This window comes from Blastopirellula sediminis, assembly GCF_020966755.1.
Taxonomy (GTDB): domain Bacteria; phylum Planctomycetota; class Planctomycetia; order Pirellulales; family Pirellulaceae; genus Blastopirellula; species Blastopirellula sediminis.
Map to the genome: position 1 here is coordinate 3,953,783 of NZ_JAJKFT010000010.1, position 20,364 is coordinate 3,974,146.

The window sequence follows — 20,364 nt, forward strand, 5'->3', positions numbered from 1 at the left end:
TTTCCCGTTTCCGCTTTTCTGCTTAGACCGTCGCTTTCCGGCCAGCTCGGGCATACGCGCCCAGCAGTTTCAGCACATGGCGTCCCGCTTGTTGCTTGTCTCCCCCGGCGGCGGCGTTGCAGACCGAGCCGGCGATCTCGGCGATCTCCGGGTAGCCATACACTTCGCTGCAGCGATAGATGAAATGGCTCAGCCGGCCCGCTTCGGACCAGTTCTTATCTTTGACGGCGGCGACCAACTCGTCGATGTGAGGGGTGAGCCCGTCCAAAAACTTCTGTACGCGGACGTTATTCAGCGCGATTCGAAGCGACATACCCGAGATGTCGGGCAGTTGAGTATCGGACAAGGTAGGAGGCTCCTCGGTGGCTGGGGCAAAAACGTAGTCGGCTACGCCGCCTTGGCGAGTCGAATGTAATCGCGCGATTGCTCGGCGGTCGGCTTCAACAGTTCGGAGACCAGCATCAGCGCAAGCGACGCTTCAAAGAGTCGTTCGCGATGGCGAATCACCAGGTGACGCTCGGCGCCCCGGATTTTGTCGAGTTCGGCGTGGATCGCTTGAGCGGCCCGAGCGCGAACAAATCCGCGGAATTCGGCGTCCGACATATCACGACATTCGTCATCCAGCCGGCGACGGACCACCGGAATCGCCGCGGTGGCGATTTTGGCGGACAATTCAGCAACCATGCGTCGTCGGGATCTTCCCCAAGGGTTCAACCAATCCATGGCGTTCCCTCCCCTGTTTAGGCAGTTTTTCCGAAAGCTGCGTTCACCCCGGCAGACGCCGGTTCAACGCATCTCTACTATTCGAACAAACTCCACCGGAGCGATCAGACTTCTCGCCGTTGGTTCTGTTAGTCCGTACAGCGAAATCGGGCCGCTGGTAACTTTCGTAACATTTAGATCAAGCTGAACGGTCATGACGCCGATATTGAACCTTGTCGCTAACGAACAATCGCTACGACCGGAACTGCTACCGCCACTTGACCAGCAGAGGCAGTTTCTCTAAGTTTGCGTGAATCAAAGACATGGCGCCGTGGCCAAGTGGCTAAGGCAACGGATTGCAAATCCGTCATCCCCGGTTCGAATCCGGGCGGCGCCTCTCTTCAAACCCAAGTCAGATAAAGACTTGGGTTTTTTCATACGCACGCTGCGACAGCAATTCTCGGTGCGAATTTCGCCCGAAATTGTGATTGGCTTCCTAGCTTCGCACGCTTTTCTACCTTGCCTGAATTGAGGCCGCTCCGTCGATCCGTTCGACGCGCCTTGCCGCCGCCGCAGCTATTTTTTCCAGGCCCCGATTTTGAGGCATGCGCCGCGCCAAAGTTGCGGCGCGCGGTTCCGGAAATGCTCCCCGTGGCACGGATTGCCATGTAAGCTTGAGTAATCTAGTCCTGATTTTCCGGCCACTCCCCCCAACAGCGAACCATCGCATGTCTCCTTCCGACTCCTTCGGCGATTCCAGCTTCGGCGAAACGGTCGCTCATTCGGCCAATGGAGATTTCAGCAAAGAGCAGCAGGATATTGCGATGTCCGCTTTGCTGCTGCGGACGGGTGCGCTGACCGAACGTCAGCTCGCGCAGGGGTTCGCCTCGTGGACGCTCCACGGCAATTTGCCGCTCAACGAGCATCTCCTGGCGATCGGCATGATCGACGACGATACGAATAAGCGAATCAAAAACGGCGCTCCTCGTCTGCTGGAGGAGATGGAGAAAGGAGGTCAGCGCAACTCGTCGGTCGAGTGCGTAGTGGCCCAAACGCTAGATGCCGTCGATCCTGCGGGCACGATCGCCCGGCTGATGGGGATCCGCGCGGTTGCCGGTTCTGGCGCCGCCGACGCGACCGGAGTACGCACTTCCGAAGCCCGCTACAAGCTGCTGCGCAAGCTTGGCCAGGGAGGTCTCGGCCGCGTTTGGTTGGCGTATGACGAACATCTCAAACGCCCCGTCGCCGTCAAAGAGATCACTGCCCGCGACCAGGCGACCGCGCTCGAGCGTTTTCGTCGCGAAGCGGAAATCACCGGGCGGTTGGAACACCCCGGCATTGTGCCGATCTATCAGCTGGGGGAAGACGCGGCGACCGGCCAGGCGTTTTACGCGATGCGATTTCTTGGCAAAGAGACGCTGCATGATTCCTTGATGGAATACCATGAGCGCGTGGCCGAAGGAGATCACGATCCGATGCTGCTGCGGCGATTGTTGACCGACTTCGTCAACGTTTGCCAGGCGATCGGCCATGCTCATTCGCGGAAAGTGATTCACCGCGATCTCAAGCCGGAGAACGTGGCGATCGACAGCTTCGGTCAGGTGATCGTGATCGACTGGGGGATCGCCAAAGTGATCGACGAGCTGCAGTCGCTCGATCATCTGGCCGGCAGCCACAGTGCGGCCGGCAGCGGCCATAGCACGATGGAAGGCCAGATCCTCGGAACGCCTCTTTACATGGCGCCGGAACAAGCGGCTGGACGCGTCGATGAATTGGACGAACGGACCGACATTTACGGTCTGGGGGCGATCCTCTACGCGATTCTGACCGGCTCGGCCCCGCATGAACAAACCCGAGAAAACTCGAAGACGACGACCGGACGAGAGCTGTTGTCGGCGATCGCCGGACGCCCTTCACCGAGCGTCTTGGAAGCGAATCCGCATGCCGACCCGGCTCTGGCCGCGATCTGCGCCAAGGCGATGGCGCGTCGGCAATATGCCCGCTACCAAAGTGCTACCGAACTGGCCGAAGACGTCGAACGCTGGATGGCCGGCGAGCATGTCAGCGCCTATCGCGAGCGACCGCTCCAAAAACTGGCCCGCTGGATCCAGAACCACCGGATCTGGTCGCAGGCGATCGGCTTGTTGGTGGTGACCGGGATCGTCGGTTTGACGGTCATGATCGTCGCTTCGCATCAAGCGGCCCGAGCCAACCGCCAGGTTCGCTTTGACGAGATGCGCGGTTATAGCCGCGAACTGGAAGTGCAACTGCGGTCGACTGCCGAGCAGGTGTCGAAAGACGCCCGATTCATGTCGAACTTGCCGCCGATTCAGACGTTGATCGCTCCCCCAGAGAACGCGGCCGACGGCGAATCGGAAGAGGTCTGGAAGAGCCGGCTCGGCATGATTTACGAAGAGTTCTTGCGGGCAAATCCCGACTACGTCGCAATCGCTTACATGAAGCTAAGTGAGGAAGCGGCGACCGATATTGTTCGTGTTGAACGGAACACGAGCGATGCTGCCTACATCCGCCGCGTGCCGACAAGCCGGCTGATTAAGTTTGAAGAGCAAAACGTGCTAAGGCAGACGATGCAGCTCGATCGGGGCGATGTTCAGCTGGTGCTGCGAGACGCCAATGACGATCCAACCGACACGGTGACCGACGGCGTTCGTCTGTTTGCGGCGACGCCAGTTTACGACGCCGTGAAAGGAGACCTGTTTGGCGTGGTCGTGGTGCAGGTCAATCTGCTGAACCGGCTGTCGAAGTTTCTGGCGCGGGTCGACCAAGGCACAGCGATCATTGACGTGACCGATGGCGAAGGAAACGTCTGGATCAGCGACAAGCCAGGGGTCGGCGTCGTCGCCAGCAATAAAGTGACGCCGATCTCGACGCAGATCCCCGAGCTGAAAGAGTTCTTCAGCGACCCGGATCAGACGAAGAAGATTGACGCCGCCGCCGGAGTGATCGCGTCGAAGTTGACCCTCGACCGGCTGGACGACAAAACGACGGTCGGCGTGGTTCTAAAGCTGACCGAGTAACTTGGTTTTCGGCGGGCCAAGGTGCAAGCGGGGCGATTCTCCGCAATTCTGGTTTAGTTTGCACGCTAATGTGTTGGATCGCACCGAGGGGAAGCGGTCGGCGGCGTTATGATTGGTGATTGTGATCTAAGTTGCCTGCATAAAGCGACTTAGGTCGTTACTCCCCTGGCTTCCTCCCTCTCCGTAGCTCTCTTGCGGCGCACGAAAAACTCCCTGCTGAATCGCATTCTGGAGGATCAGGCAAGTAGTTGACGTATAAACAAATGCCCGCAAATCTATGCTATCAGAGAAAGATTACTAGGCGAATCGTTAGCCTGTCGGCTAAAATTGCCCCGACGGTAGAAGCCTGGGCAAAGTGCCTGTCTGGAAAAAGTCGGAATTATCAAAGCATTCCCCTGAGCAATTGCTTTTTATGATGAAAACAAGCCATACTCGCTTCCTTCTGTTGGCCACAGCGGTCTCCTGCGGACTTGGTTTTGCAGCATTCTCAGGCTGCAACCAGGCTTCCAGCGGTCCCCCTCAGCGCCCGACCCCGACCGTCACGGTCGCCCAGCCGATTCGCAAAGAGGTGGTCGAGTGGGACTCCTACACAGGGCGACTCGAGCCGATCGAGTTTGTCGAAATCCGAGCGCGGGTCAGCGGCTATTTGCAGTCGATTCACTTCGACGAAGGGCAACTGGTTAAAGCGGGCGACTTGTTGTTCGTGATTGATACGCGGCCGTTCGTTGCGGAATTGAACGGCGCGAAGGCGGCGCTCAATCAAGCTCAATCGCAACTCGCGCAGGCCAACGCCCAAATGCAAGAGTCGGAGGCGCAGCAGCAACAAGCCAGCGCCCGGGTCAAATTGGCGATCTCCCGCGTCACGCGTGCTCGGACGCTGCGAACTTCGGCGGCGATCTCGCAGGACGAGCTCGACCAGCATGAGGCCGAAATCGAACAAGCTCAGGCCGACGTCGCCGCCGCGAAAGCGGGGATTGGACTCGCTTCGGCTGGAATCGCCACGGCGCAAGCGGCGATCGAAGCGGCGCAGGCCGGCGTCGAAGCGGCCGAGCTCAATCTGAGCTACACCCAGATTCACGCTCCCGTCTCGGGGCGAATCAGTCGCGAGTACGTCACCGAAGGGAACTTGGTGAGCGGCGGCACGGCGACTTCGACCTTGCTGACCACGATCACTTCGATCCAGCCGATTTATTGCACCTTCGACGTGAATGAGGCCCAGGCGCTCAAATACATCCGTTTGGCCCAGGCCGGCAAACGAGAAAGCTCACGCTCGGCGAAAAACCCGGTCTATCTCGGCCTGGCCGACGAACAAGGATTCCCGCACCAAGGGCACATGGACTTCGTCGACAACCGCTTCGACAACAACACCGCCAGCATGCGGGTTCGCTGCATCTTCCGGAACGAAAGGCAGGACCTGGTGCCGGGGATGTTCGCGCGAGTTCGCTTGCCCGGCAGTGCGGCGGAAGAACGCGTGTTGATTCCCGATTCGGCGATCGGCACCGATCAATCGACGCAGTTCGCCTACGTCGTCGTCGACGGCAAGATCGAACGCCGTGACTTGCAAGTCGGCCCGCTGGTCGACGGCTTGCGGGTGGTGCGAGAAGGTTTGAACGGCGACGAAGCGCTGGTGGTCGAAGGGCTGCTGATGTCGCGTCCTGGAATCGCGGTGAATGTCGAACAACGCACGATTGAGATCGCCGACGACGGCTTGCCCGACACGTATCAACCGCTGCCGCCGGACCAGTGGATCTCGGCAGGGCTTACTGCTTTACCGGAATTGGATGACACGGCGAACGCGTCGCGCCAGAAGCGGGAGAAAGTGCAATGAAGTTCCCCCACTTTTTCATTGAGCGGCCGATCTTCGCGTCGGTGCTGTCGTTCATCATCGTGCTGGTCGGCGGGATTACCTACCTGACGCTGCCGGTCTCGCAATATCCGAACGTCGCTCCGCCGACCGTGCAAGTTCGCGCCAGCTATCCCGGCGCTACGCCGCAGGTGATCGCCGACACCGTCGCGACGCCGATTGAGCAAGAGATGAACGGAGTCGACGACATGCTTTATATGGAGTCGTCGTCGAGCGCCGACGGAACGATGCTGCTGACCGTGACGTTCAAGCTCGGTACCGACTTGGACGACGCCCAGGTGCTCGTGCAAAACCGCGTTTCGGTCGCCCTCCCCCGCTTGCCCGAAGCGGTCCGTCAGATCGGCGTGACCACGACCAAGCAGATTCCCGACATGCTGCTGGTGGTTCACCTGACGTCGCCCGACAGCAGTCGCGATCAGCTGTACATCAGCAACTTCGCCTTCCTGCGGATTCGCGACGCGCTGATGCGTTTGGATGGGGTCGGCGACGTTCGTATCGCCGGCGGTAACGAATATGCGATGCGCGTCTGGCTCGATATCGAGCGGATGATTTACCTCGATCTGTCGCCGGGGGACGTGGTCAACGCGATCCGCGGGCAAAACGTGCAAGTGGCGGCCGGCGTGATCGGCCAACCGCCGACCGACGATACCGGCGCGTTTCAATTGAACGTGACGACGCAAGGTCGGTTGGAGAGTCCGGAAGAGTTCGAACAGATCATCGTCAAGCGTGGCGAAGATGGCCGCGTGACGCGGCTCGGCGACATCGCACGGCTGGAACTGGGCGCCCAGGACTACTCGCGTATCAGCTATCTCGACGGCAAGCCTGCGATCGCGGTGATCGTTTATCAGCGTCCCGGAACCAATGCGGTCGAAACGACCAACCAGATCAAGCAGACGATGGTCGATCTGGAAAAGGACTTCCCGCAAGGGGTCGGCTACGAGATCGCCTACAACCCGACCGACTTCGTGGAAGAGTCGATCGCGGAGGTGTTCGACACGTTGATCATCACCACGGTGCTGGTGGTGCTGACCGTCTTTTTGTTCCTGCATGGGTGGCGGCCGACGATCATTCCGGTGATCGCGATTCCGATTTCGCTCATCGGCACCTTCGCGGCGATGCAGTCGCTGGGGGTGACGCTCAACACGTTGTCGCTGTTCGGCCTGGTGTTGGCGATCGGGATTGTGGTGGACGATGCGATCGTGGTGGTCGAGAACGTCGAGCGTCTGATCGGCGAAGGGATGGAGCCGCGGGCCGCGACGCATAAGGCGATGGATGAGGTCGGCTCGGCGCTGATCGCGACGACGCTGGTGTTGATCGCGGTGTTTGTGCCTACCGTCTTTATTCCGAGCATCAGCGGACAGTTTTATCAGCAGTTCGCGTTGACGATTGCGATTTCGACGGCGTTCTCGACGTTCGTCTCGCTGACGCTCAGTCCGGCGATGTGCGCGTTGCTCCTCCGTCCGAAAGACGCCGAAGTGAAAGGCTTTTTCGATCGGGCCGGCGACTTTTGCTTCGGCTGGTTCTTCCGCTGGTTCAATCGGACGTTTGACCTTTCGAGCAATTTGTACGCCTGGATGATCGGGCGAACGATTCGCGTTTCGGCCGTCGTGCTGTTGGGCTACGTGGGGCTGTTGGTCGCCACGTGGTATAGCTTCGGGCTGGTTCCGACCGGCTTTATTCCGCCGCAGGATCAAGGGTATTTGATCTGCAGCATCCGCTTGCCGGATGGCGCCGCGTTGTCGCGCACCGACGTCGTCACCAAGAAAGTGGCGGAAGTTGGCGGCAAAATCGACGGCGTCGCGCATTCGGTCGGCATCGCTGGTCTGAACGGCTCGACCTTTACGATCAGCCCGAACGCCGCAGTTACCTTCCTGCCGCTGGAAGATGCGAAGGCTCGCGCCGCTCGCGGACGCGATTTGAACGCCATCATGGCCGATCTGCGCAAGGAGATGGCCAAGATCAACGAAGCGGAGATCTTCGTGATTCAGCCTCCTCCGGTCCGTGGCATCGGCCGTGGCGGCGGTTACAAACTCTACATTCAAGACCAGAGCGGCGCCGGACTCGATGCGCTGAATCAGGTCACCAACAAGATGCTGGCCGACGCGAACGCGCAGCCGGGGCTGGTTCAGGTTTACTCCAACTACCGACTGAGCGTGCCGCAGGTCTTCGCCGACGTCGATCGTACGAAAGCGGAAATGCTCGGGATTCCGGTGAGCGACGTCTTTACTGCGCTGCAGGTTTACCTCGGCTCGGTCTACGTCAACGACTTTAACTTCCTGGGACGAACCTACCGCGTGACCGCCCAGGCCGAGCCGGAGTTCCGTGACGATGCGAGCGACATTCTGCAATTGCGGACTCGCAGCGATCGGGGCGCCAGCGTGCCGCTTGGTTCGGTCGTTCAGTTAGAACGCGTGACCGGTCCGGATCGCCTGGTCCGATACAACTTGTATCCAGCGGCCGACATCAACGGCGATACGGTGGCCGGTTTCAGCACCGGTCAGTCGCTCGCGACGATCGAACAGCTTGCCGATCAAAATCTTCCCCCAGGCTTCGGCTACGCCTGGACCGACATCGCGTTTCAAGAACGTCAGGCCGGCAACACCATCGTTTACCTCTTTCCGCTGGCGGTCCTCTTCGTCTTCCTGACGTTGGCCGCGCAGTACGAAAGCTGGATCTTGCCGCTGGCGATTATTTTGATCGTGCCGCTCTGCTTGTTGTTCGCGATCCTCGGCATTTGGTTCCGCGGGATGGACAACAACATCCTGACGCAGATCGGCTTCATCGTGCTGGTTGGCCTGGCCTGTAAGAACGCGATTTTGATCGTCGAGTTCGCCAAGGCGGAAGAAGACGCCGGCAAGGATCGCTTCGAAGCGGCGATCAGCGCTTGTCGTCTCCGTTTGCGTCCGATTTTGATGACCGCGTTTTCGTTCATCCTCGGCGTGATTCCGCTGCTGATCGCAACCGGCGCCGGTTACGAAATGCGACGCGTGCTCGGCACCGCGGTCTTCGCCGGAATGCTCGGCGTGACGATCTTCGGGTTGTTTTTGACCCCGGTCTTTTACGTGGTGTTGCGACGCTTCGCTCGCCAGCCGAAAGAAGCGACAACCCCGGCGGCGTAAGAAAATCGAAACACTAGTCCGCAGCGCAAGCGAGGGAATGCGTTCGACTAAATGACGAATGTCGAAACCAGAATGACGAATAGGAATAGATTCGTCATTCGAGCTTCGTCATTCGTCATTTTATGATGACCGCATTCCCTCGGCTCGCGCCTCGGGTTAGTGTGGCGACCACTACGCCACCAGGCTCTCATCAATGTGCGTCACCGCGTAGATCGGCGGGAGTTGCGACGAAAACGTTCGCCAGGTTTCGCCCCGGTCGCTTGACGTATAAAAGCTGCCGCCGGCAGTCGCCAGCGCCAGATGATCGCCGCAGAGCGACATGCCGTGGCGATAGGCGAAATCGTAGACGTGCTCTTGTGGGAGACCTTCTCGATACTTGCGCCACGTTTTGCCGCCGTCGGTGGTGTGAGCGACGAAGAGAGCCCGGTCGATCGCGACTCGCTTTTCATCCGACGTAGCCGGCACGACCCACGCCGTGTCGCCGTCATCCGGATCGACCACAACCGTAAAGCCAAACTTTACGCCGACGTCCGGCTGCGAAACGTCTTGCCAGTTCTCGCCGTAGTCGTCGCTATGGAAGACGCCGCAGTGATTCTGTTGCCATAGCTTGTGCGGTTGGGTGCGGCACTGCACCAGCAAGTGCGGATCGTGCCCAAACTCGACATCCGGGTTGGGCATGAACTCCGCCTTCAGCCCTTTGTTCCGGTGCGTCCAAGACTTGCCGCCGTCGCGCGTTTCAAACACGCCGCAGCAACTGACGCCAACCAGCATCCGGTCATCGTCATTGGGATCAATACAGATGCTGTGAATTCCCGCTTCGTCGCGACCGCCCCCAAACCAAAACTCGGGACGCGACGGATGATTCCAGAGAGCGTCGTTCAGTTGGCTCGCGGCGCCTTGCTCCGCGAGTTCAAACAGCCCGCCTGGTTCGCTGCCGAGGTAAAACGTTCCCGGCCGTTTGTCGCTCGGAAAGCCGACGGCCCACAAGTATTTCAGCACGGCCGGATCGCCGGGACGGATTTCGGATCCTTCGGGATACTTTGGGGCTTCGAGCTCGGTCCAGGTCTTGCCAAGATCAGCGGAGCGATGAAACTTCACGCCCCAATGCCCGTGATCCAGACAAGCGTAAAGCGTCCCGTCGCGCGGGTCTTGCGCGGTGATCGACATTCGCGCGCCGAGAAACGATTCGCTCTCCAAGGCGAAGCGGTCCCCGTCGTCGCGTACCAGCAAGAGACCTTTGCGAGTCGTCAGTGCGAGCAGCGGCATGAATTAGCCTCCCGAAAGGGCCTGCATGATGAAGAGTCGAGTCACCCCGGCGGTCGAATCGCTCAAGCGTTGGCGATCGCGCACGAACTGGTCGTCCAGGAAGATATTGACGTGGCGCCGCAATGAGCCGTCTTCGTGACGCAGGTACGAATCGATTGCGGGCGCAATCATCGCCAATTGATCCAGCGCAGCGGCGACCGTCGGCGCGTCGACTTCCACCGAGTCGGGAAGGTCGACCAGCCGTCGCAAGTGCGAGGTGAACTCGATTTCAAGCATAGACAGACGAAGCGAAGTTCCAACGAAAGCGAAGCCGTTATGATTTCCGCTGGCGGCGCCGCACGCAAGAAAGAAAAAAGGACCGACCGGTTGGGGCAGGAAACCGGTCGATCCCCAGAGGTTGCCGCCTACGTAAGACAGGCGACAACATGTTAGAATGTTTTGATTAGCGGCGGAGTCGAGATCTCGTCGCGTTTCCCCGTCATCGGGGAACCCTCTCCGCCGTCGTATATATGGCTATCGGTCGCTTGCGGTCTACCGCCTTAGCGCAAAGTCGCCAGGGATTCCCTAATTGCGGGTGATGGTTGCCGCTGACAGAGGAGGCGCAGTTTTTCGCCGTTAACCGCCGTAAAACCGCGGATTGCGCCGGCGAAAAGAGTAGTGAATAACTGGCTGTTTGTGACTTTTGATGATTAACAACCAAACGAACCTGGTCGAACAATCCCCATTTGCCCCGCTGCGCATCGGCGAGATCGAGCTCGGTTTCCCGGTCGTCCAGGCGGCCCTCTCCGGCTATAGCGACATGTCGATGCGCGTGATGGCGCGTCGCTTTGGGGCGTCGTACGCGATCTGCGAGGTGATGCTCGATCAGTTCCTGGTCGCCTTCAAAGACCGCAGTAAGAACCGGCACTTTCTGGCGATCGCCGATGAAGAGCATCCGGTCGGCGGTCAGTTGATGGGCGCCGAGCCGATCCAATTCGCCGCCGGCGCGGTCAAGTTGGTTGAAGCAGGTTACGACGTTATCGACATCAATTTCGGCTGCCCTGTCAAAAAGGTGCTTGGCCGTTGTCGCGGCGGCTTTCATCTCAGTCAGCCGGAAGTCGCCCTTGAAATTGTCGCGCGTACTCGTGACGCGACGCCGCCGGAGATTCCGGTCACGGTAAAGATGCGCCGCGGCATCGACGACACGGCCGAAAGCCGAGACAACTTCTTCCGCATCCTCGACGGTGCGTTTGATCTCGGGGTCGCCGCAATCACCGTTCACGGCCGCACGGTTCAGCAGCGCTACATTGGGCCGAGCCGATGGGAGTTTCTCCGCGACGTGAAGGAGCATGTCGGCGACAAAACGATCTTGGGAAGCGGCGACTTGTTTACCGCGCAAGATTGTTTCGACATGATGCGCCAGACCGGTATCGACGGCGTGACGGTCGCACGTGGAGCGATCGGCAATCCGTGGATTTTTCAGCAAGCCCGGGCGCTCTACGCCGGGCAACCGCTTCCCCCGCCGCCGACCGTTTTCGAGCAGCGGGAGGTCATCCAGGAGCACATGCGGATCGCCGACGAGCTGTACGGCGAAAAACGTGGCTTGGGACATATGAGGAAATTCGGTATTAAATACTCTTTCCTGCATCCCGACCTGGAACTGGTCCGCAGCAAGTTCACGAAAATGCGGACTTTAGAGGACTGGTACGCGATTCGGGACGAGCACTACTGCGAAGACCGTCCTGGTAACTACCTGAACCCTCAGGTCCATGCCGGCACAGCCGAGTGCTAGCCAAGCTCTTCTTACGCTTTCTACTCTTCAGCCCAGGGGGCTTAGGGGCCTCCGTTCAATAAGGTGAAAACGCCCAACGTTAATCTCGTGCCAGTCCACCCACAAGTGGCAATTTGCGGGAAATGGCCACTTTAAGTGGCATCTAAAAGGCCTAGTTCGCCTTTACTCTATTCTGAGTTTCTCATATGATTCTGTGACGAATCACCACTCCCCCTCTGGGATTTCGTCGGCCTGGACGGCTCGATGCCCAGAGGAAACCGTCACCAGAACTGCCTCCCGTAGCTCCATCCTTCCTTTCGCCTTTAGGGACGAGTGCGCAATGAAGCGTCGAACTTTCCTCGCTGCCGGTCTGTCGCTGCCGCTGGTGATGAGCGGACTGCTGTCGCGTCGCACTTTTGCCGATTTTCTTCCGAGCGATCCCGCCGCCGGACTCGACGGCGAGGCGTTCGTTCGTGATATGCAGCGCCGCTGCTACCGCTACTTTCTGGAAGCGGTCGATCCCCAAACGCAACTCGTCGCCGATCGCGCTGCCGCCGACGGCAGCGGACACAGCACCTACGCCAGCAGTGCGGCTTGCGGCTTTGGTCTGGCCGCGCATGCGGTCGCCTCGCAGTATGACTGGGCGCCGCGGGCCGAAATCGAAAACCGCACCCGGACGATGCTCCACTCGCTGGTCCACCTGGCCGCGCACGAAAAGGGATTCGTCTACCACTTCTTCGACGCCAAGAAGGGGACGCGGGCGATGCGCTGCGAAGCGTCGACGATCGACACCGCGCTGATGTTGGCCGGCGCCCTGACCGCCCAAGTCGCCTTCCGCGACAACTCCGAAATCAGCATGCTGGCCGACGAACTCTATCGCCGCGTCGACTGGCGGTGGATGCTCGGCAGCAACAACTGTCTGCACATGGGGTACTCGCCGGAACTTGGGATCCTGCCGTACCAGTGGGATCACTACAGCGAACATCTGATTCTGCTGCTGTTGGCGATTGGCGCTCCGGAGAACCCGGTTCCTGGTTCGGCTTGGAACGCCTGGCGGCGCGAGCCGGTGATGGAACTGAACGGCAACAAGTTCCTCAGCTACCCGCCGCTATTCGTCCATCAATACCCGATGGCGTTCTTCAACTTCCAGAACTACCGTTCGTCGCGCGGACGCAACTACTGGGAAAACGCGGTCACCGCTCACCAGGCGCAGATGCAGTTCACCGACAGTCTGGCGGCGAAGTACCCGAAACAACTCGGCCATTACAACGCCGATCTCTGGGGGATCACCAGCAGCGACAGCCAGACCGGTTATCGCGACTGGGGCGGACCATACGAAGATGGCCGCGTCGAGCCTGATCGCGGCATCGACGGGACCGTCGTGCCGAGCGCCGCCGCCGGCGGTTTGGCCGCCGTGCCGAACGAAGCGCTCCGCACGCTCGCCTATCAAAAGGGGAACTACGGCGACCAGGTCTACGGCCGCTACGGCTTTGTCAACGCGTTCAACCCGGCGACCGGTTGGGTCGGCTCCGACGTGATCGGCATCGACACCGGCATCTCGCTGCTGATGGGCGAAAACATGCTGACCGGCCAGGTCTGGAACATGTTCATGCAGCACCCGGCCGCGACCCGAGCCCTGGAACTTGCCGGCTTCACCCCGGCCAACGCTCCAGCCGTCAGATTGGCCAGCCACACCGAACCAGTCGAAACGCCAGACAGCGTCCCAGTCCTGGCGGACGAAACGATGGTTTCGATCCCTGCGACGCAGTAATCGGAGCGTCTCCTACGACGGGTGGCCCAGCCAGTCTGCCAAGACTGGCTGGGTCGCTTTAGCGACAAGATGCCGCGCCATGCGGCTGAGCATCTCCATTTCGCTACTTCTACCAGTCAAAATCTTCCGCGATCGCGTCCCAATCAACGCCGCGGATTCCGTCGAAGGCGACCTTTTCGATCGACTCGTCTTTCCACTCCTCTCGATACCAAACGATCCACGCTTGCGACGCCATCGCCTCGCTGCCAATTGGTTCGCTGCACCAAACGTAGGCGACCAATTGCACGGGCGGAAGAACAGGATGATCGGGGTCCTCATCATTGATCCGCGGCGGTATGACGAAGGCCCGACTCGCGGTTTGGGATCGCGTCCGGTCGATGATCGTATAGTTCAGTCTCGCTGTAGGCCGCCCTTCGAGCAGACCGCTATAGGTCCGGCTGTACTTGAGAGAGTCGAGAAAGACCGAGCGGCCGCAATCGAGTTGAAAGCTGAGCATGGATTTGATTTCCCACAGGTGTATTACGCCGCGCTGGCCGCAAACCTCTCCACCATAAAATCGGCGCTGACCGACACGACGAGTTGGGTCGTATGCGAGAGTCCGAATTCGGTAAGCGAAGAGGCGCACGCTCGGGCTTTGCGGTATTCATCTCGCGATTCACTACGCAGACGGAGCATGTCGTCCAGTCCGCTGACTTCGTACGTCAGCTTGTGCACGCCCAGCAGCGCGACTCCGAGCGACTCGGCGACCAGTTGGGCTGCACGCTTCGCCGTCTCAATCGCGGCTTGCATCACTTCATGCTTCGCCTGGTCGAGGTTCTCATACTTCCAGGCGATCGAGTACAGCTTCGCATTCTTTTGCGACGAGATCGCCGCCATGATCGGGCCGAGCGATCCGCTGTTGGGGCAATCGATCAGCAGGTCGTAAGCGGCCGACGAACTTTTGGTAAGGAGCCCGCTGTCGACTTGCAGCGAAACGTTCCGCAAGTGGACCTGCTCTTCCGCCAGTCCAACTCCCTTCAGCGCCGTAACCAGCTGCGCCACTTCGGCCGCTTTGGTAAACGCCTGGTCGCCGGTGAAAAACGACTGCCCGGCGACGCGTACCGCCAGCTTGGCGCCGCACGCATGCAGGTCTTTGGAAGAGGCCTCGCGAACCGAAATCAAGTGAATCGTTTCCATGGCGTCCAATCTCGCGGGTGAATCTGAATTGCCAGCGCCACTTCGCGAATTCTAGCCGTCCGTTACAACGGTGGCGAACAATATGCGCCCCGCTCGTCCGAGTCCTCTATAATGGGATTGGCGAAACGAGACTCGTTCGCGATTGCAGTTCTTTCTCTAGCCGCCGAGGGAAGACCATGCCAGAAATACACGATTGGAATCAACGCTACTTGGAAGGCAACCTTCCCTGGGACACCGGACTACCGTCGACAGAGTTGCAGAAGGCGGTGATGCAGCACAAGCTGGGGCCGTGTCGCGTGCTCGATATCGGCTGCGGGACCGGGACCAACAGTCTGTGGTTGGCGGAGCAAGGTTTTGAGGTGACCGGAATTGATCTCGCGCCGCTGGCGATCGAGCGGGCCGAGCAGCGAGCTCGCGACGCTCACTCCAGCGCGACCTTCGCCGTCGTCGATATTCTCACCGCGCCGCTGGCGGCCGGGCCGTTCGATTTCTTCTTCGATCGCGGCTGCTACCACGCCGTCCGCCGCGAAGCGCCCCACGGGTACGCACCCGCCGTCGCGCGACTGCTGGCGCCAGGCGCCTGCGGTCTGATCCTGGCCGGCAACGCCAACGAACCGCATGACCCTGGCCCGCCGGTCGTGTCGGAAAAGCAGATCCGCGAAGAGCTAGGAACCGAATTCGAAATCATCGAGCTCCACGAATTCCGCTTCGACCCCGGGCCAATGCGAGAAGAGCCGTTCTTGGCCTGGTCGTGCTGGGTCGAAAAGCGGTAAGTGAAATCGTAGGGCAGGCCGTGCCTGCCGAAATGATTGCGGCCTGATCCATTCGGCAGGCACGGCCTGCCCTACGACGCTTCATGATTGGTTCGTCGACGATTCTGTTGCACCGCCAACTGCCGATTCCGTTCCGGCTCTCCCAGCTTGTCAAACCAAATGTGGAGCCAGCGAAACGCTAAGAAGATCAAGAGGTAGAGTGGGACGCCGACGCCGTAGTACGAAGCGATGCCCTCCGCATTGAGAATCAAACCGATCCCGAGGGCAATTGGAATGGGCCAGAAGACGACAAAGTCAAATGTCGGCACGCCGCCGCCACGGAAGGGATCGCGTGACGCATTCCAAACGACGCATACCTTGAACGCAGCGCCGAGGATTCCGATCACAAGGATGACGATTCCGCTCCAGAACATCATGGGGAAGGCATTCCGAATGCCGTTGACTTGGGCGAGACCAAGCTCTTCCTGTTGGTGACTTTGAAAATGCGGGGTCTTGACCCAGCCTATAAGGCTGAGCAAGCGATTGTTAGGAGGGATCACGTTTCATTTTCGCGCTGTCGTCTTGGCGAACGAATCCGAGGCGTCCGTACCAGTTTATCAACGCGTTCTGATCTAAGTCGATTTTTCGAGCGTACGGATATGCCAATAACGAAAGTGTTATTGAATTGGCGTCCGCGAGCGCGCAAAGGGCTTTCATTAATCGGGTCGCGTTTCCTTGGTTTCGTTCGGATTCGTTCGTTTCAATATGCTCGATATAAATTTGGGCGTCACGTGTACTCAGCGTTGCTTTTGACGATCGAATTTGAATGGAGTAAAAATCCCCTGACTCGGTTATTCCTTCTGATGAAAGGAACCTTTTTTGATTGGCCGTATGGGTTGCTCGCTTCCTTTCCCGAAACTGTTTGACGAAAGTTTCAAAATGATTGGCCTCAGCTGGCCTTGGTTTTTCTTTGGCCATGATGTTCTCTAAATTAAAATGACGATAAGTCGATCGCATGGTGGGGCATATGTGTTGCAATTACCAGGATGAATCTTCTTTCAATACTGACTTGTCCAGCAAGCTTCGCTCTCGTGGCTCTGATTTGGATCCTTTGCTGGATTCTATGCGGTGACACGAGGTTTGGCATACTTCCCGTAGTTCGACGTTTCGTGAAAAGCGAGCGTTTCACCCTAAATCATAAAACGCCTTAGTGCTTCAAAGCTAGATGGATCTCCTCCTGGACATCGGTATCCTTTTCCGTCAATATTCGTGCCTGAAGTGCCATCAGGGATTTAGCACACCCATACTTCGAAAGCGCCCAAGCCGCCGCGCCGCGGATTAGCGGCTCCTCATCATTCAATCCTTTAATTAGCGCCGGCACCGCTTCCGGCGTTGGCCGGTTGCCGAGTGCGATCGCTGCGTTGCGCAGCAGGCCTCTTCTGCGCGGGCGCCAGATCGGCGATTTGCGGAAACGTTGTTTGAACGCTTCGTCGTCCAGATCGAACAGTTCGATCAGATCGAGCGGGTTGTTGCCGCGCTGAGGGAGGAATTGTTTTTCTTCGCTGTGCGGCGCTTTGCGGTTCCAGGGGCAGACGTCTTGGCAGAGGTCGCAGCCGAAGACCCACTCTCCCATCCCTTCGCGGAGGTCGCGGGGGATGGGGCCGCGCAGTTCGATCGTCAGGTAGCTGATGCAGCGGGTTGCGTCTAAGACGTGCGGCGCGGGGAAGGCGCTCGTCGGGCAGACGTCTAAGCAGGCGGTGCAGGTCCCGCAATGGCTCGCGTTGTGCGGCTCATCATATTCGAGTTCGACGTTGGTGAGGAGCGCAGCGAGGAAGAACAGACTGCCGGCATGCTTGTTGAGCAGCAGCGTGTTCTTGCCGATCCAGCCGAGCCCGGCGAGTTGGGCGAAGTCACGTTCCAAGAGGGGCGCGGTATCGACCACTCCGCGAGCGTCGGCGTCGCCGGTTAGTTGTTGGAACTCGCGCTTCAGCGCTTTCAGCTTGTCGTGAATCAGGTCGTGGTAGTCGACTTCGCCCCAGGCATAACGGGAGACTCTCCCCTGTCCTGCTGCGGTTGGCCGCGGCGTTTCGGTGCGGTACGGCAGGGTCAGCATCACGATGCTGCGGGCGCCTTCCAGCACGCGGCTGGGATCAGCGTAGGCGTCGGCCCGGTCGGCCAGATACTGCATTTCCCCGGCATATCCGGCGGCGAGCCAGTCGCGGAAGGCGTCGATTCCGGTCGGCGTTACGGCCGGGCAGACCCCGACATGCAAGAAGCCAAGCCGGCGGGCGGCTTCCTTCAAAGAATGCGTCAGAGTCGATGGATCAGGCGGACAGGTCAATCGTTTTTTATTTGACTGCTAGCGATTCGTAATTAGCGTGAGAGTTATTGAACCAAGATAGGTGCTTATCGTCTCCCCGACAAGCGAGTCTCCCATGTTACGCTCTCTTTTGTTCGGCCTTGTCGCCGTTGTAGGCGCTTGCGCCGTCAGCTCTCAGGCTGACGCTTTTTTCCCTGGCTGCTTTGGACCGCGCGTTGGATATAGCGGTTTCGGCATCACCAACTTCGGCGGCTACGGCGGATTTGGTTACTACGGCGACAACATTCCGTCCCCGCCGTACTACGCGATTCACCCGCCGGTCTATTACTCGTACCCGGTCGCGCGTCCGTATGGCGTAAGCCCGTTCGCGATTGGCGCGTATCAGCCGTCGCAGCGCTTCGTCTATCAGGCCCCGACTCCGGAGCCGCAGGTAGTCATGAACCCGTACGTTTCGACCGAAGTTCCGGTCGCTACCGACGCTCCGGCGGAAGTCGCCCCGGCTGATTCGCCGAGCGATGAAGGCGCTGGGGAAGAAGGTTTGACCGACGAGCCGGCCGCGGAAGAAGCTGCCCCGGCGGCGAACGAAACGACTGCTAGCCCCTGGCCGACGCCGCTGGTGGTGATCAACCCGTTCGTCGATTCGAACGAAGTTGTGCCGGTCAGCTTTACCAAAATTGTGACTCCGTAGTCAGAATTTTGAAAATACCTCTTGGTCGGCGCCAGCGATCTAGCTATCCTTCCGCGTGCTTGCATCGACCAAATCAAAACCGCTCGTCGTCATTTCGTACGAAATGCGACGAGCTGACGCGTCCGACTCGAGGATCGAACGAGACGTTTAAGGGGAAAGGAATTCCCGATGAATCGCGTATATCTTGGGCTCGCTCTCGCAGCATGCGGACTGACGCTCGGCTGCCAAGGCAATAACTCGCAGCTCAATCCCTTTGCGGCCTATGGTCCGCAGCGAGTTCCCCCTCCGGCAACCGGCAGTTACGCGCAGCCGGCGACGACCGCCCCCTATTATCAGCCGCAAGTAGGCGCGGCCCCAGCCGCGACGCTTGGCGCTCCTGCGGCCGGCGCTTACGCTCCGCTGGGCGGAACGTTGGCTCCGCCGCCAACGAGCGGCGCGGCCCCTGCTCTGACTGCGCCCCCGGCAATGACTTATCCGGCGACAGGCGCTCCTCCGGCCAATCAGTGGCGCGGCTCAAGCTATGACACCGCGAGCAATTCCAACGTCCAACTGACCAGCGCTGAAGAGCCGATCCAATCGGTGACCACTCCGGTTGCGGCGACCGGCGCGCCGACGCTGCAGACCCAGGGAATGCGCGTCAACGAGCCTGCCGGCGGGCTGAACTGGCAGCCGGTCAGCCAATAATCGTTGCGGCAAGCGCCGCTTGACGGCAAGCGGCATGGCGCCGACGATAGAGCGTTATGAATGAATCCGCCGACACAACGCTCCCCCCGGTCTCTGTAAAGCCGCTGAAAATCGGCGACCTGGTGATTGATATCCCCATCCTGCAAGCGCCGATGGCGGGGTACACCAACTACGCCTTCCGGCAAATCGTCCGCGAATATGGGGGCGCCGGGCTGCAAGCGACCGAAATGGTCAGTGCCCGCAGCTTCGTCTGGCTCGATCAGCAGGCCGAATTCCCCGATCGTCTTTGGGGGGTCGAGGACGAAGCGCGTCCGTTGGCCGTGCAGATGTGGGACAACGATCCTGACACGATGGCCCGCGTCGGCGAGCGTTTGGTCAGCGAGTTCCAGGTCAGCGTCGTCGACATCAACTTCGGCTGCCCGGTCAAGCAAGTGACGCAGTCGGCCCACAGCGGATCGTATCTGCTCCGCTGGCCCGAGAAGATGTTCTCGATCATCCAACGCGTCGTACAGGCGTGCGCTCCGACGCCGGTCACCGCCAAGATCCGGCTCGGCTGTAGCCGCGAATGCATCAACGCGATCGAGATCGCCCAGGTGGTCGAATCGGCCGGCGCCGCCGCACTGACCGTACATGGCCGGACCGCCGCCGACTTCTTTAAGGGAAGCGCCGACTGGGAAAAGATCTCCGAGATCAAACCGTATCTGAAGAAGATCCCGCTGATCGGTAACGGCGATCTCGACTCGGCCGCCAAGGTGGTCGAAGCGTTTCGTCGTTATAACGTCGACGGGGTGATGATCGCCCGGGCTTGTCTGGGGCGACCATGGCTCTTTGCGCAGGCGGCCGCCGCGCTGAAGGGAGAGCCGGTTCCGGCCGATCCGACCCTGACCGAGCAGCGGGCTTGTCTGCTGCGGCACTACGACCTGGTGGTGAAGCGGTTTGGCGTCGAAAAGGGAACGATGCTGATGCGGAAGTTCGCCTGCTGCTACGCGCAGGGAATGTACGGCGCTCGGGCGTTTCGTACCGCCGCGGCGAAAGTATCGTCGCAGGCCGAGTTCTATGACATCGTCGAGAATCTCTTCCCCCGCGATCCGGAAACGGACGCGAATGATTCCGCGGCGGTTGAATCGGCCAGCGCTACGTAAAACATCCTGGTGCCATGCTTTTGCGGCGTCTTCGCGGCATAAGCATGTCTTCAATGCGTCCCACCAGGGCAAAGACATGCTCATCCGGCGAA

General features: G+C 59.7%; 18 protein-coding genes and 1 tRNA gene. 10 read left to right on the forward strand and 9 right to left on the reverse strand.

The features are described from left to right. Positions 1 to 22: 22 nt before the first annotated feature. The gene (locus tag LOC68_RS27650; protein WP_230225044.1) at positions 23 to 346 is read right to left on the reverse strand and encodes an Hpt domain-containing protein; all 324 of its coding nucleotides are present in this window, start codon (positions 344 to 346) and stop codon (positions 23 to 25) included. 41 nt (positions 347 to 387) lie between these two features. Further along, entirely contained in the window at positions 388 to 684 is a 297-nt protein-coding gene (locus LOC68_RS27655) for a hypothetical protein (protein WP_230225045.1), read from the reverse strand. Between the two features lie 343 nt (positions 685 to 1,027). On the opposite strand from LOC68_RS27655, the gene LOC68_RS27660 reads away from it, so the two are divergent. From LOC68_RS27660 to LOC68_RS27675, 4 genes are all read left to right on the forward strand, one after another. Continuing rightward, positions 1,028 to 1,099, forward strand: a tRNA-Cys gene (locus LOC68_RS27660). Positions 1,100 to 1,430: 331 nt separating this feature from the next. Then, positions 1,431 to 3,740 (forward strand): serine/threonine-protein kinase, encoded by a 2,310-nt coding sequence (locus tag LOC68_RS27665; RefSeq protein ID WP_230225046.1) that lies wholly within the window; start codon positions 1,431 to 1,433, stop codon positions 3,738 to 3,740. A 412-nt stretch (positions 3,741 to 4,152) separates the two neighbouring features. Beyond that, positions 4,153 to 5,568: an efflux RND transporter periplasmic adaptor subunit gene (locus LOC68_RS27670; protein WP_230225047.1), complete on the forward strand. Its 1,416-nt coding sequence runs from the start codon at positions 4,153 to 4,155 to the stop codon at positions 5,566 to 5,568. After that, positions 5,565 to 8,723, forward strand: coding sequence for an efflux RND transporter permease subunit (locus LOC68_RS27675; protein ID WP_230225048.1), 3,159 nt, complete (start codon positions 5,565 to 5,567; stop codon positions 8,721 to 8,723). The genes LOC68_RS27670 and LOC68_RS27675 overlap by 4 nt, the downstream gene beginning before the upstream one ends. Before the next feature lie 171 nt (positions 8,724 to 8,894). Here LOC68_RS27675 and LOC68_RS27680 read toward each other — a convergent pair whose 3' ends face one another. Both LOC68_RS27680 and LOC68_RS27685 read right to left on the reverse strand, forming a co-directional pair. Further along, positions 8,895 to 9,989: a WD40/YVTN/BNR-like repeat-containing protein gene (locus tag LOC68_RS27680; protein WP_230225049.1), complete on the reverse strand. Its 1,095-nt coding sequence runs from the start codon at positions 9,987 to 9,989 to the stop codon at positions 8,895 to 8,897. 3 nt (positions 9,990 to 9,992) lie between these two features. After that, on the reverse strand, positions 9,993 to 10,265 hold the full coding sequence (locus tag LOC68_RS27685; RefSeq protein WP_230225050.1) for a MoaD/ThiS family protein: 273 nt from the start codon (positions 10,263 to 10,265) through the stop codon (positions 9,993 to 9,995). A gap of 409 nt (positions 10,266 to 10,674) precedes the next feature. On the opposite strand from LOC68_RS27685, the gene LOC68_RS27690 reads away from it, so the two are divergent. After that, positions 10,675 to 11,760, forward strand: coding sequence for a tRNA dihydrouridine synthase (locus LOC68_RS27690; protein ID WP_230225051.1), 1,086 nt, complete (start codon positions 10,675 to 10,677; stop codon positions 11,758 to 11,760). A 319-nt stretch (positions 11,761 to 12,079) separates the two neighbouring features. Continuing rightward, positions 12,080 to 13,510 (forward strand): glucoamylase family protein, encoded by a 1,431-nt coding sequence (locus tag LOC68_RS27695; protein WP_230225052.1) that lies wholly within the window; start codon positions 12,080 to 12,082, stop codon positions 13,508 to 13,510. A gap of 109 nt (positions 13,511 to 13,619) precedes the next feature. Here LOC68_RS27695 and LOC68_RS27700 read toward each other — a convergent pair whose 3' ends face one another. Both LOC68_RS27700 and LOC68_RS27705 read right to left on the reverse strand, forming a co-directional pair. Next, a complete protein-coding gene (locus tag LOC68_RS27700) occupies positions 13,620 to 14,006 on the reverse strand; it encodes a hypothetical protein (RefSeq protein WP_230225053.1) in 387 nt (128 codons plus the stop codon). 23 nt (positions 14,007 to 14,029) lie between these two features. Continuing rightward, a complete protein-coding gene (locus LOC68_RS27705; RefSeq protein WP_230225054.1) occupies positions 14,030 to 14,686 on the reverse strand; it encodes an SIMPL domain-containing protein in 657 nt (218 codons plus the stop codon). Positions 14,687 to 14,862: 176 nt separating this feature from the next. Between LOC68_RS27705 and LOC68_RS27710 the strand changes: the two genes are divergently transcribed. Further along, positions 14,863 to 15,459, forward strand: a complete 597-nt coding sequence (locus LOC68_RS27710) for a class I SAM-dependent methyltransferase (protein WP_230225055.1) — start codon at positions 14,863 to 14,865, stop codon at positions 15,457 to 15,459. A 71-nt stretch (positions 15,460 to 15,530) separates the two neighbouring features. On the opposite strand, the gene LOC68_RS27715 is transcribed toward LOC68_RS27710, so the two are convergent. From LOC68_RS27715 to queG, 3 genes are all read right to left on the reverse strand, one after another. After that, positions 15,531 to 15,998, reverse strand: a complete 468-nt coding sequence (locus LOC68_RS27715) for a hypothetical protein (RefSeq protein WP_230225056.1) — start codon at positions 15,996 to 15,998, stop codon at positions 15,531 to 15,533. Next, positions 15,985 to 16,416 (reverse strand): GNAT family N-acetyltransferase, encoded by a 432-nt coding sequence (locus LOC68_RS27720; protein ID WP_230225057.1) that lies wholly within the window; start codon positions 16,414 to 16,416, stop codon positions 15,985 to 15,987. Before LOC68_RS27720 ends, LOC68_RS27715 begins: the two co-directional genes overlap by 14 nt. Before the next feature lie 229 nt (positions 16,417 to 16,645). Then, on the reverse strand, positions 16,646 to 17,740 hold the full coding sequence (gene queG, locus LOC68_RS27725; RefSeq protein WP_230225058.1) for a tRNA epoxyqueuosine(34) reductase QueG: 1,095 nt from the start codon (positions 17,738 to 17,740) through the stop codon (positions 16,646 to 16,648). A gap of 133 nt (positions 17,741 to 17,873) precedes the next feature. Between queG and LOC68_RS27730 the strand changes: the two genes are divergently transcribed. The 3 genes from LOC68_RS27730 (at position 17,874) to dusB (ending at position 20,272) form a co-directional block, all read left to right on the forward strand. After that, a complete protein-coding gene (locus LOC68_RS27730; RefSeq protein ID WP_230225059.1) occupies positions 17,874 to 18,446 on the forward strand; it encodes a hypothetical protein in 573 nt (190 codons plus the stop codon). Positions 18,447 to 18,614: 168 nt separating this feature from the next. After that, positions 18,615 to 19,130 carry a hypothetical protein gene (locus LOC68_RS27735; RefSeq protein WP_230225060.1) on the forward strand — a complete coding sequence of 172 codons (516 nt, stop codon included), beginning with the start codon at positions 18,615 to 18,617 and terminating at the stop codon, positions 19,128 to 19,130. A gap of 56 nt (positions 19,131 to 19,186) precedes the next feature. Continuing rightward, a complete protein-coding gene (dusB, locus tag LOC68_RS27740; RefSeq protein ID WP_230225061.1) occupies positions 19,187 to 20,272 on the forward strand; it encodes a tRNA dihydrouridine synthase DusB in 1,086 nt (361 codons plus the stop codon). The last annotated feature ends 92 nt before the right edge of the window (positions 20,273 to 20,364 follow it).

What these genes read in the sequence shown, in the direction of transcription:
- LOC68_RS27655 (WP_230225045.1), bottom strand. Translation starts at nt 684, where the DNA reads ATGGTTGCTGAATTGTCCGCCAAAATCGCCACCGCGGCGATTCCGGTG.
- LOC68_RS27665 (WP_230225046.1), top strand. Translation starts at nt 1,431, where the DNA reads ATGTCTCCTTCCGACTCCTTCGGCGATTCCAGCTTCGGCGAAACGGTC.
- LOC68_RS27670 (WP_230225047.1), top strand. Translation starts at nt 4,153, where the DNA reads ATGATGAAAACAAGCCATACTCGCTTCCTTCTGTTGGCCACAGCGGTC.
- LOC68_RS27675 (WP_230225048.1), top strand. Translation starts at nt 5,565, where the DNA reads ATGAAGTTCCCCCACTTTTTCATTGAGCGGCCGATCTTCGCGTCGGTG.
- LOC68_RS27680 (WP_230225049.1), bottom strand. Translation starts at nt 9,989, where the DNA reads ATGCCGCTGCTCGCACTGACGACTCGCAAAGGTCTCTTGCTGGTACGC.
- LOC68_RS27685 (WP_230225050.1), bottom strand. Translation starts at nt 10,265, where the DNA reads ATGCTTGAAATCGAGTTCACCTCGCACTTGCGACGGCTGGTCGACCTT.
- LOC68_RS27690 (WP_230225051.1), top strand. Translation starts at nt 10,675, where the DNA reads ATGATTAACAACCAAACGAACCTGGTCGAACAATCCCCATTTGCCCCG.
- LOC68_RS27695 (WP_230225052.1), top strand. Translation starts at nt 12,080, where the DNA reads ATGAAGCGTCGAACTTTCCTCGCTGCCGGTCTGTCGCTGCCGCTGGTG.
- LOC68_RS27700 (WP_230225053.1), bottom strand. Translation starts at nt 14,006, where the DNA reads ATGCTCAGCTTTCAACTCGATTGCGGCCGCTCGGTCTTTCTCGACTCT.
- LOC68_RS27705 (WP_230225054.1), bottom strand. Translation starts at nt 14,686, where the DNA reads ATGGAAACGATTCACTTGATTTCGGTTCGCGAGGCCTCTTCCAAAGAC.
- LOC68_RS27710 (WP_230225055.1), top strand. Translation starts at nt 14,863, where the DNA reads ATGCCAGAAATACACGATTGGAATCAACGCTACTTGGAAGGCAACCTT.
- LOC68_RS27720 (WP_230225057.1), bottom strand. Translation starts at nt 16,416, where the DNA reads ATGGCCAAAGAAAAACCAAGGCCAGCTGAGGCCAATCATTTTGAAACT.
- LOC68_RS27730 (WP_230225059.1), top strand. Translation starts at nt 17,874, where the DNA reads ATGTTACGCTCTCTTTTGTTCGGCCTTGTCGCCGTTGTAGGCGCTTGC.
- LOC68_RS27735 (WP_230225060.1), top strand. Translation starts at nt 18,615, where the DNA reads ATGAATCGCGTATATCTTGGGCTCGCTCTCGCAGCATGCGGACTGACG.
- dusB (WP_230225061.1), top strand. Translation starts at nt 19,187, where the DNA reads ATGAATGAATCCGCCGACACAACGCTCCCCCCGGTCTCTGTAAAGCCG.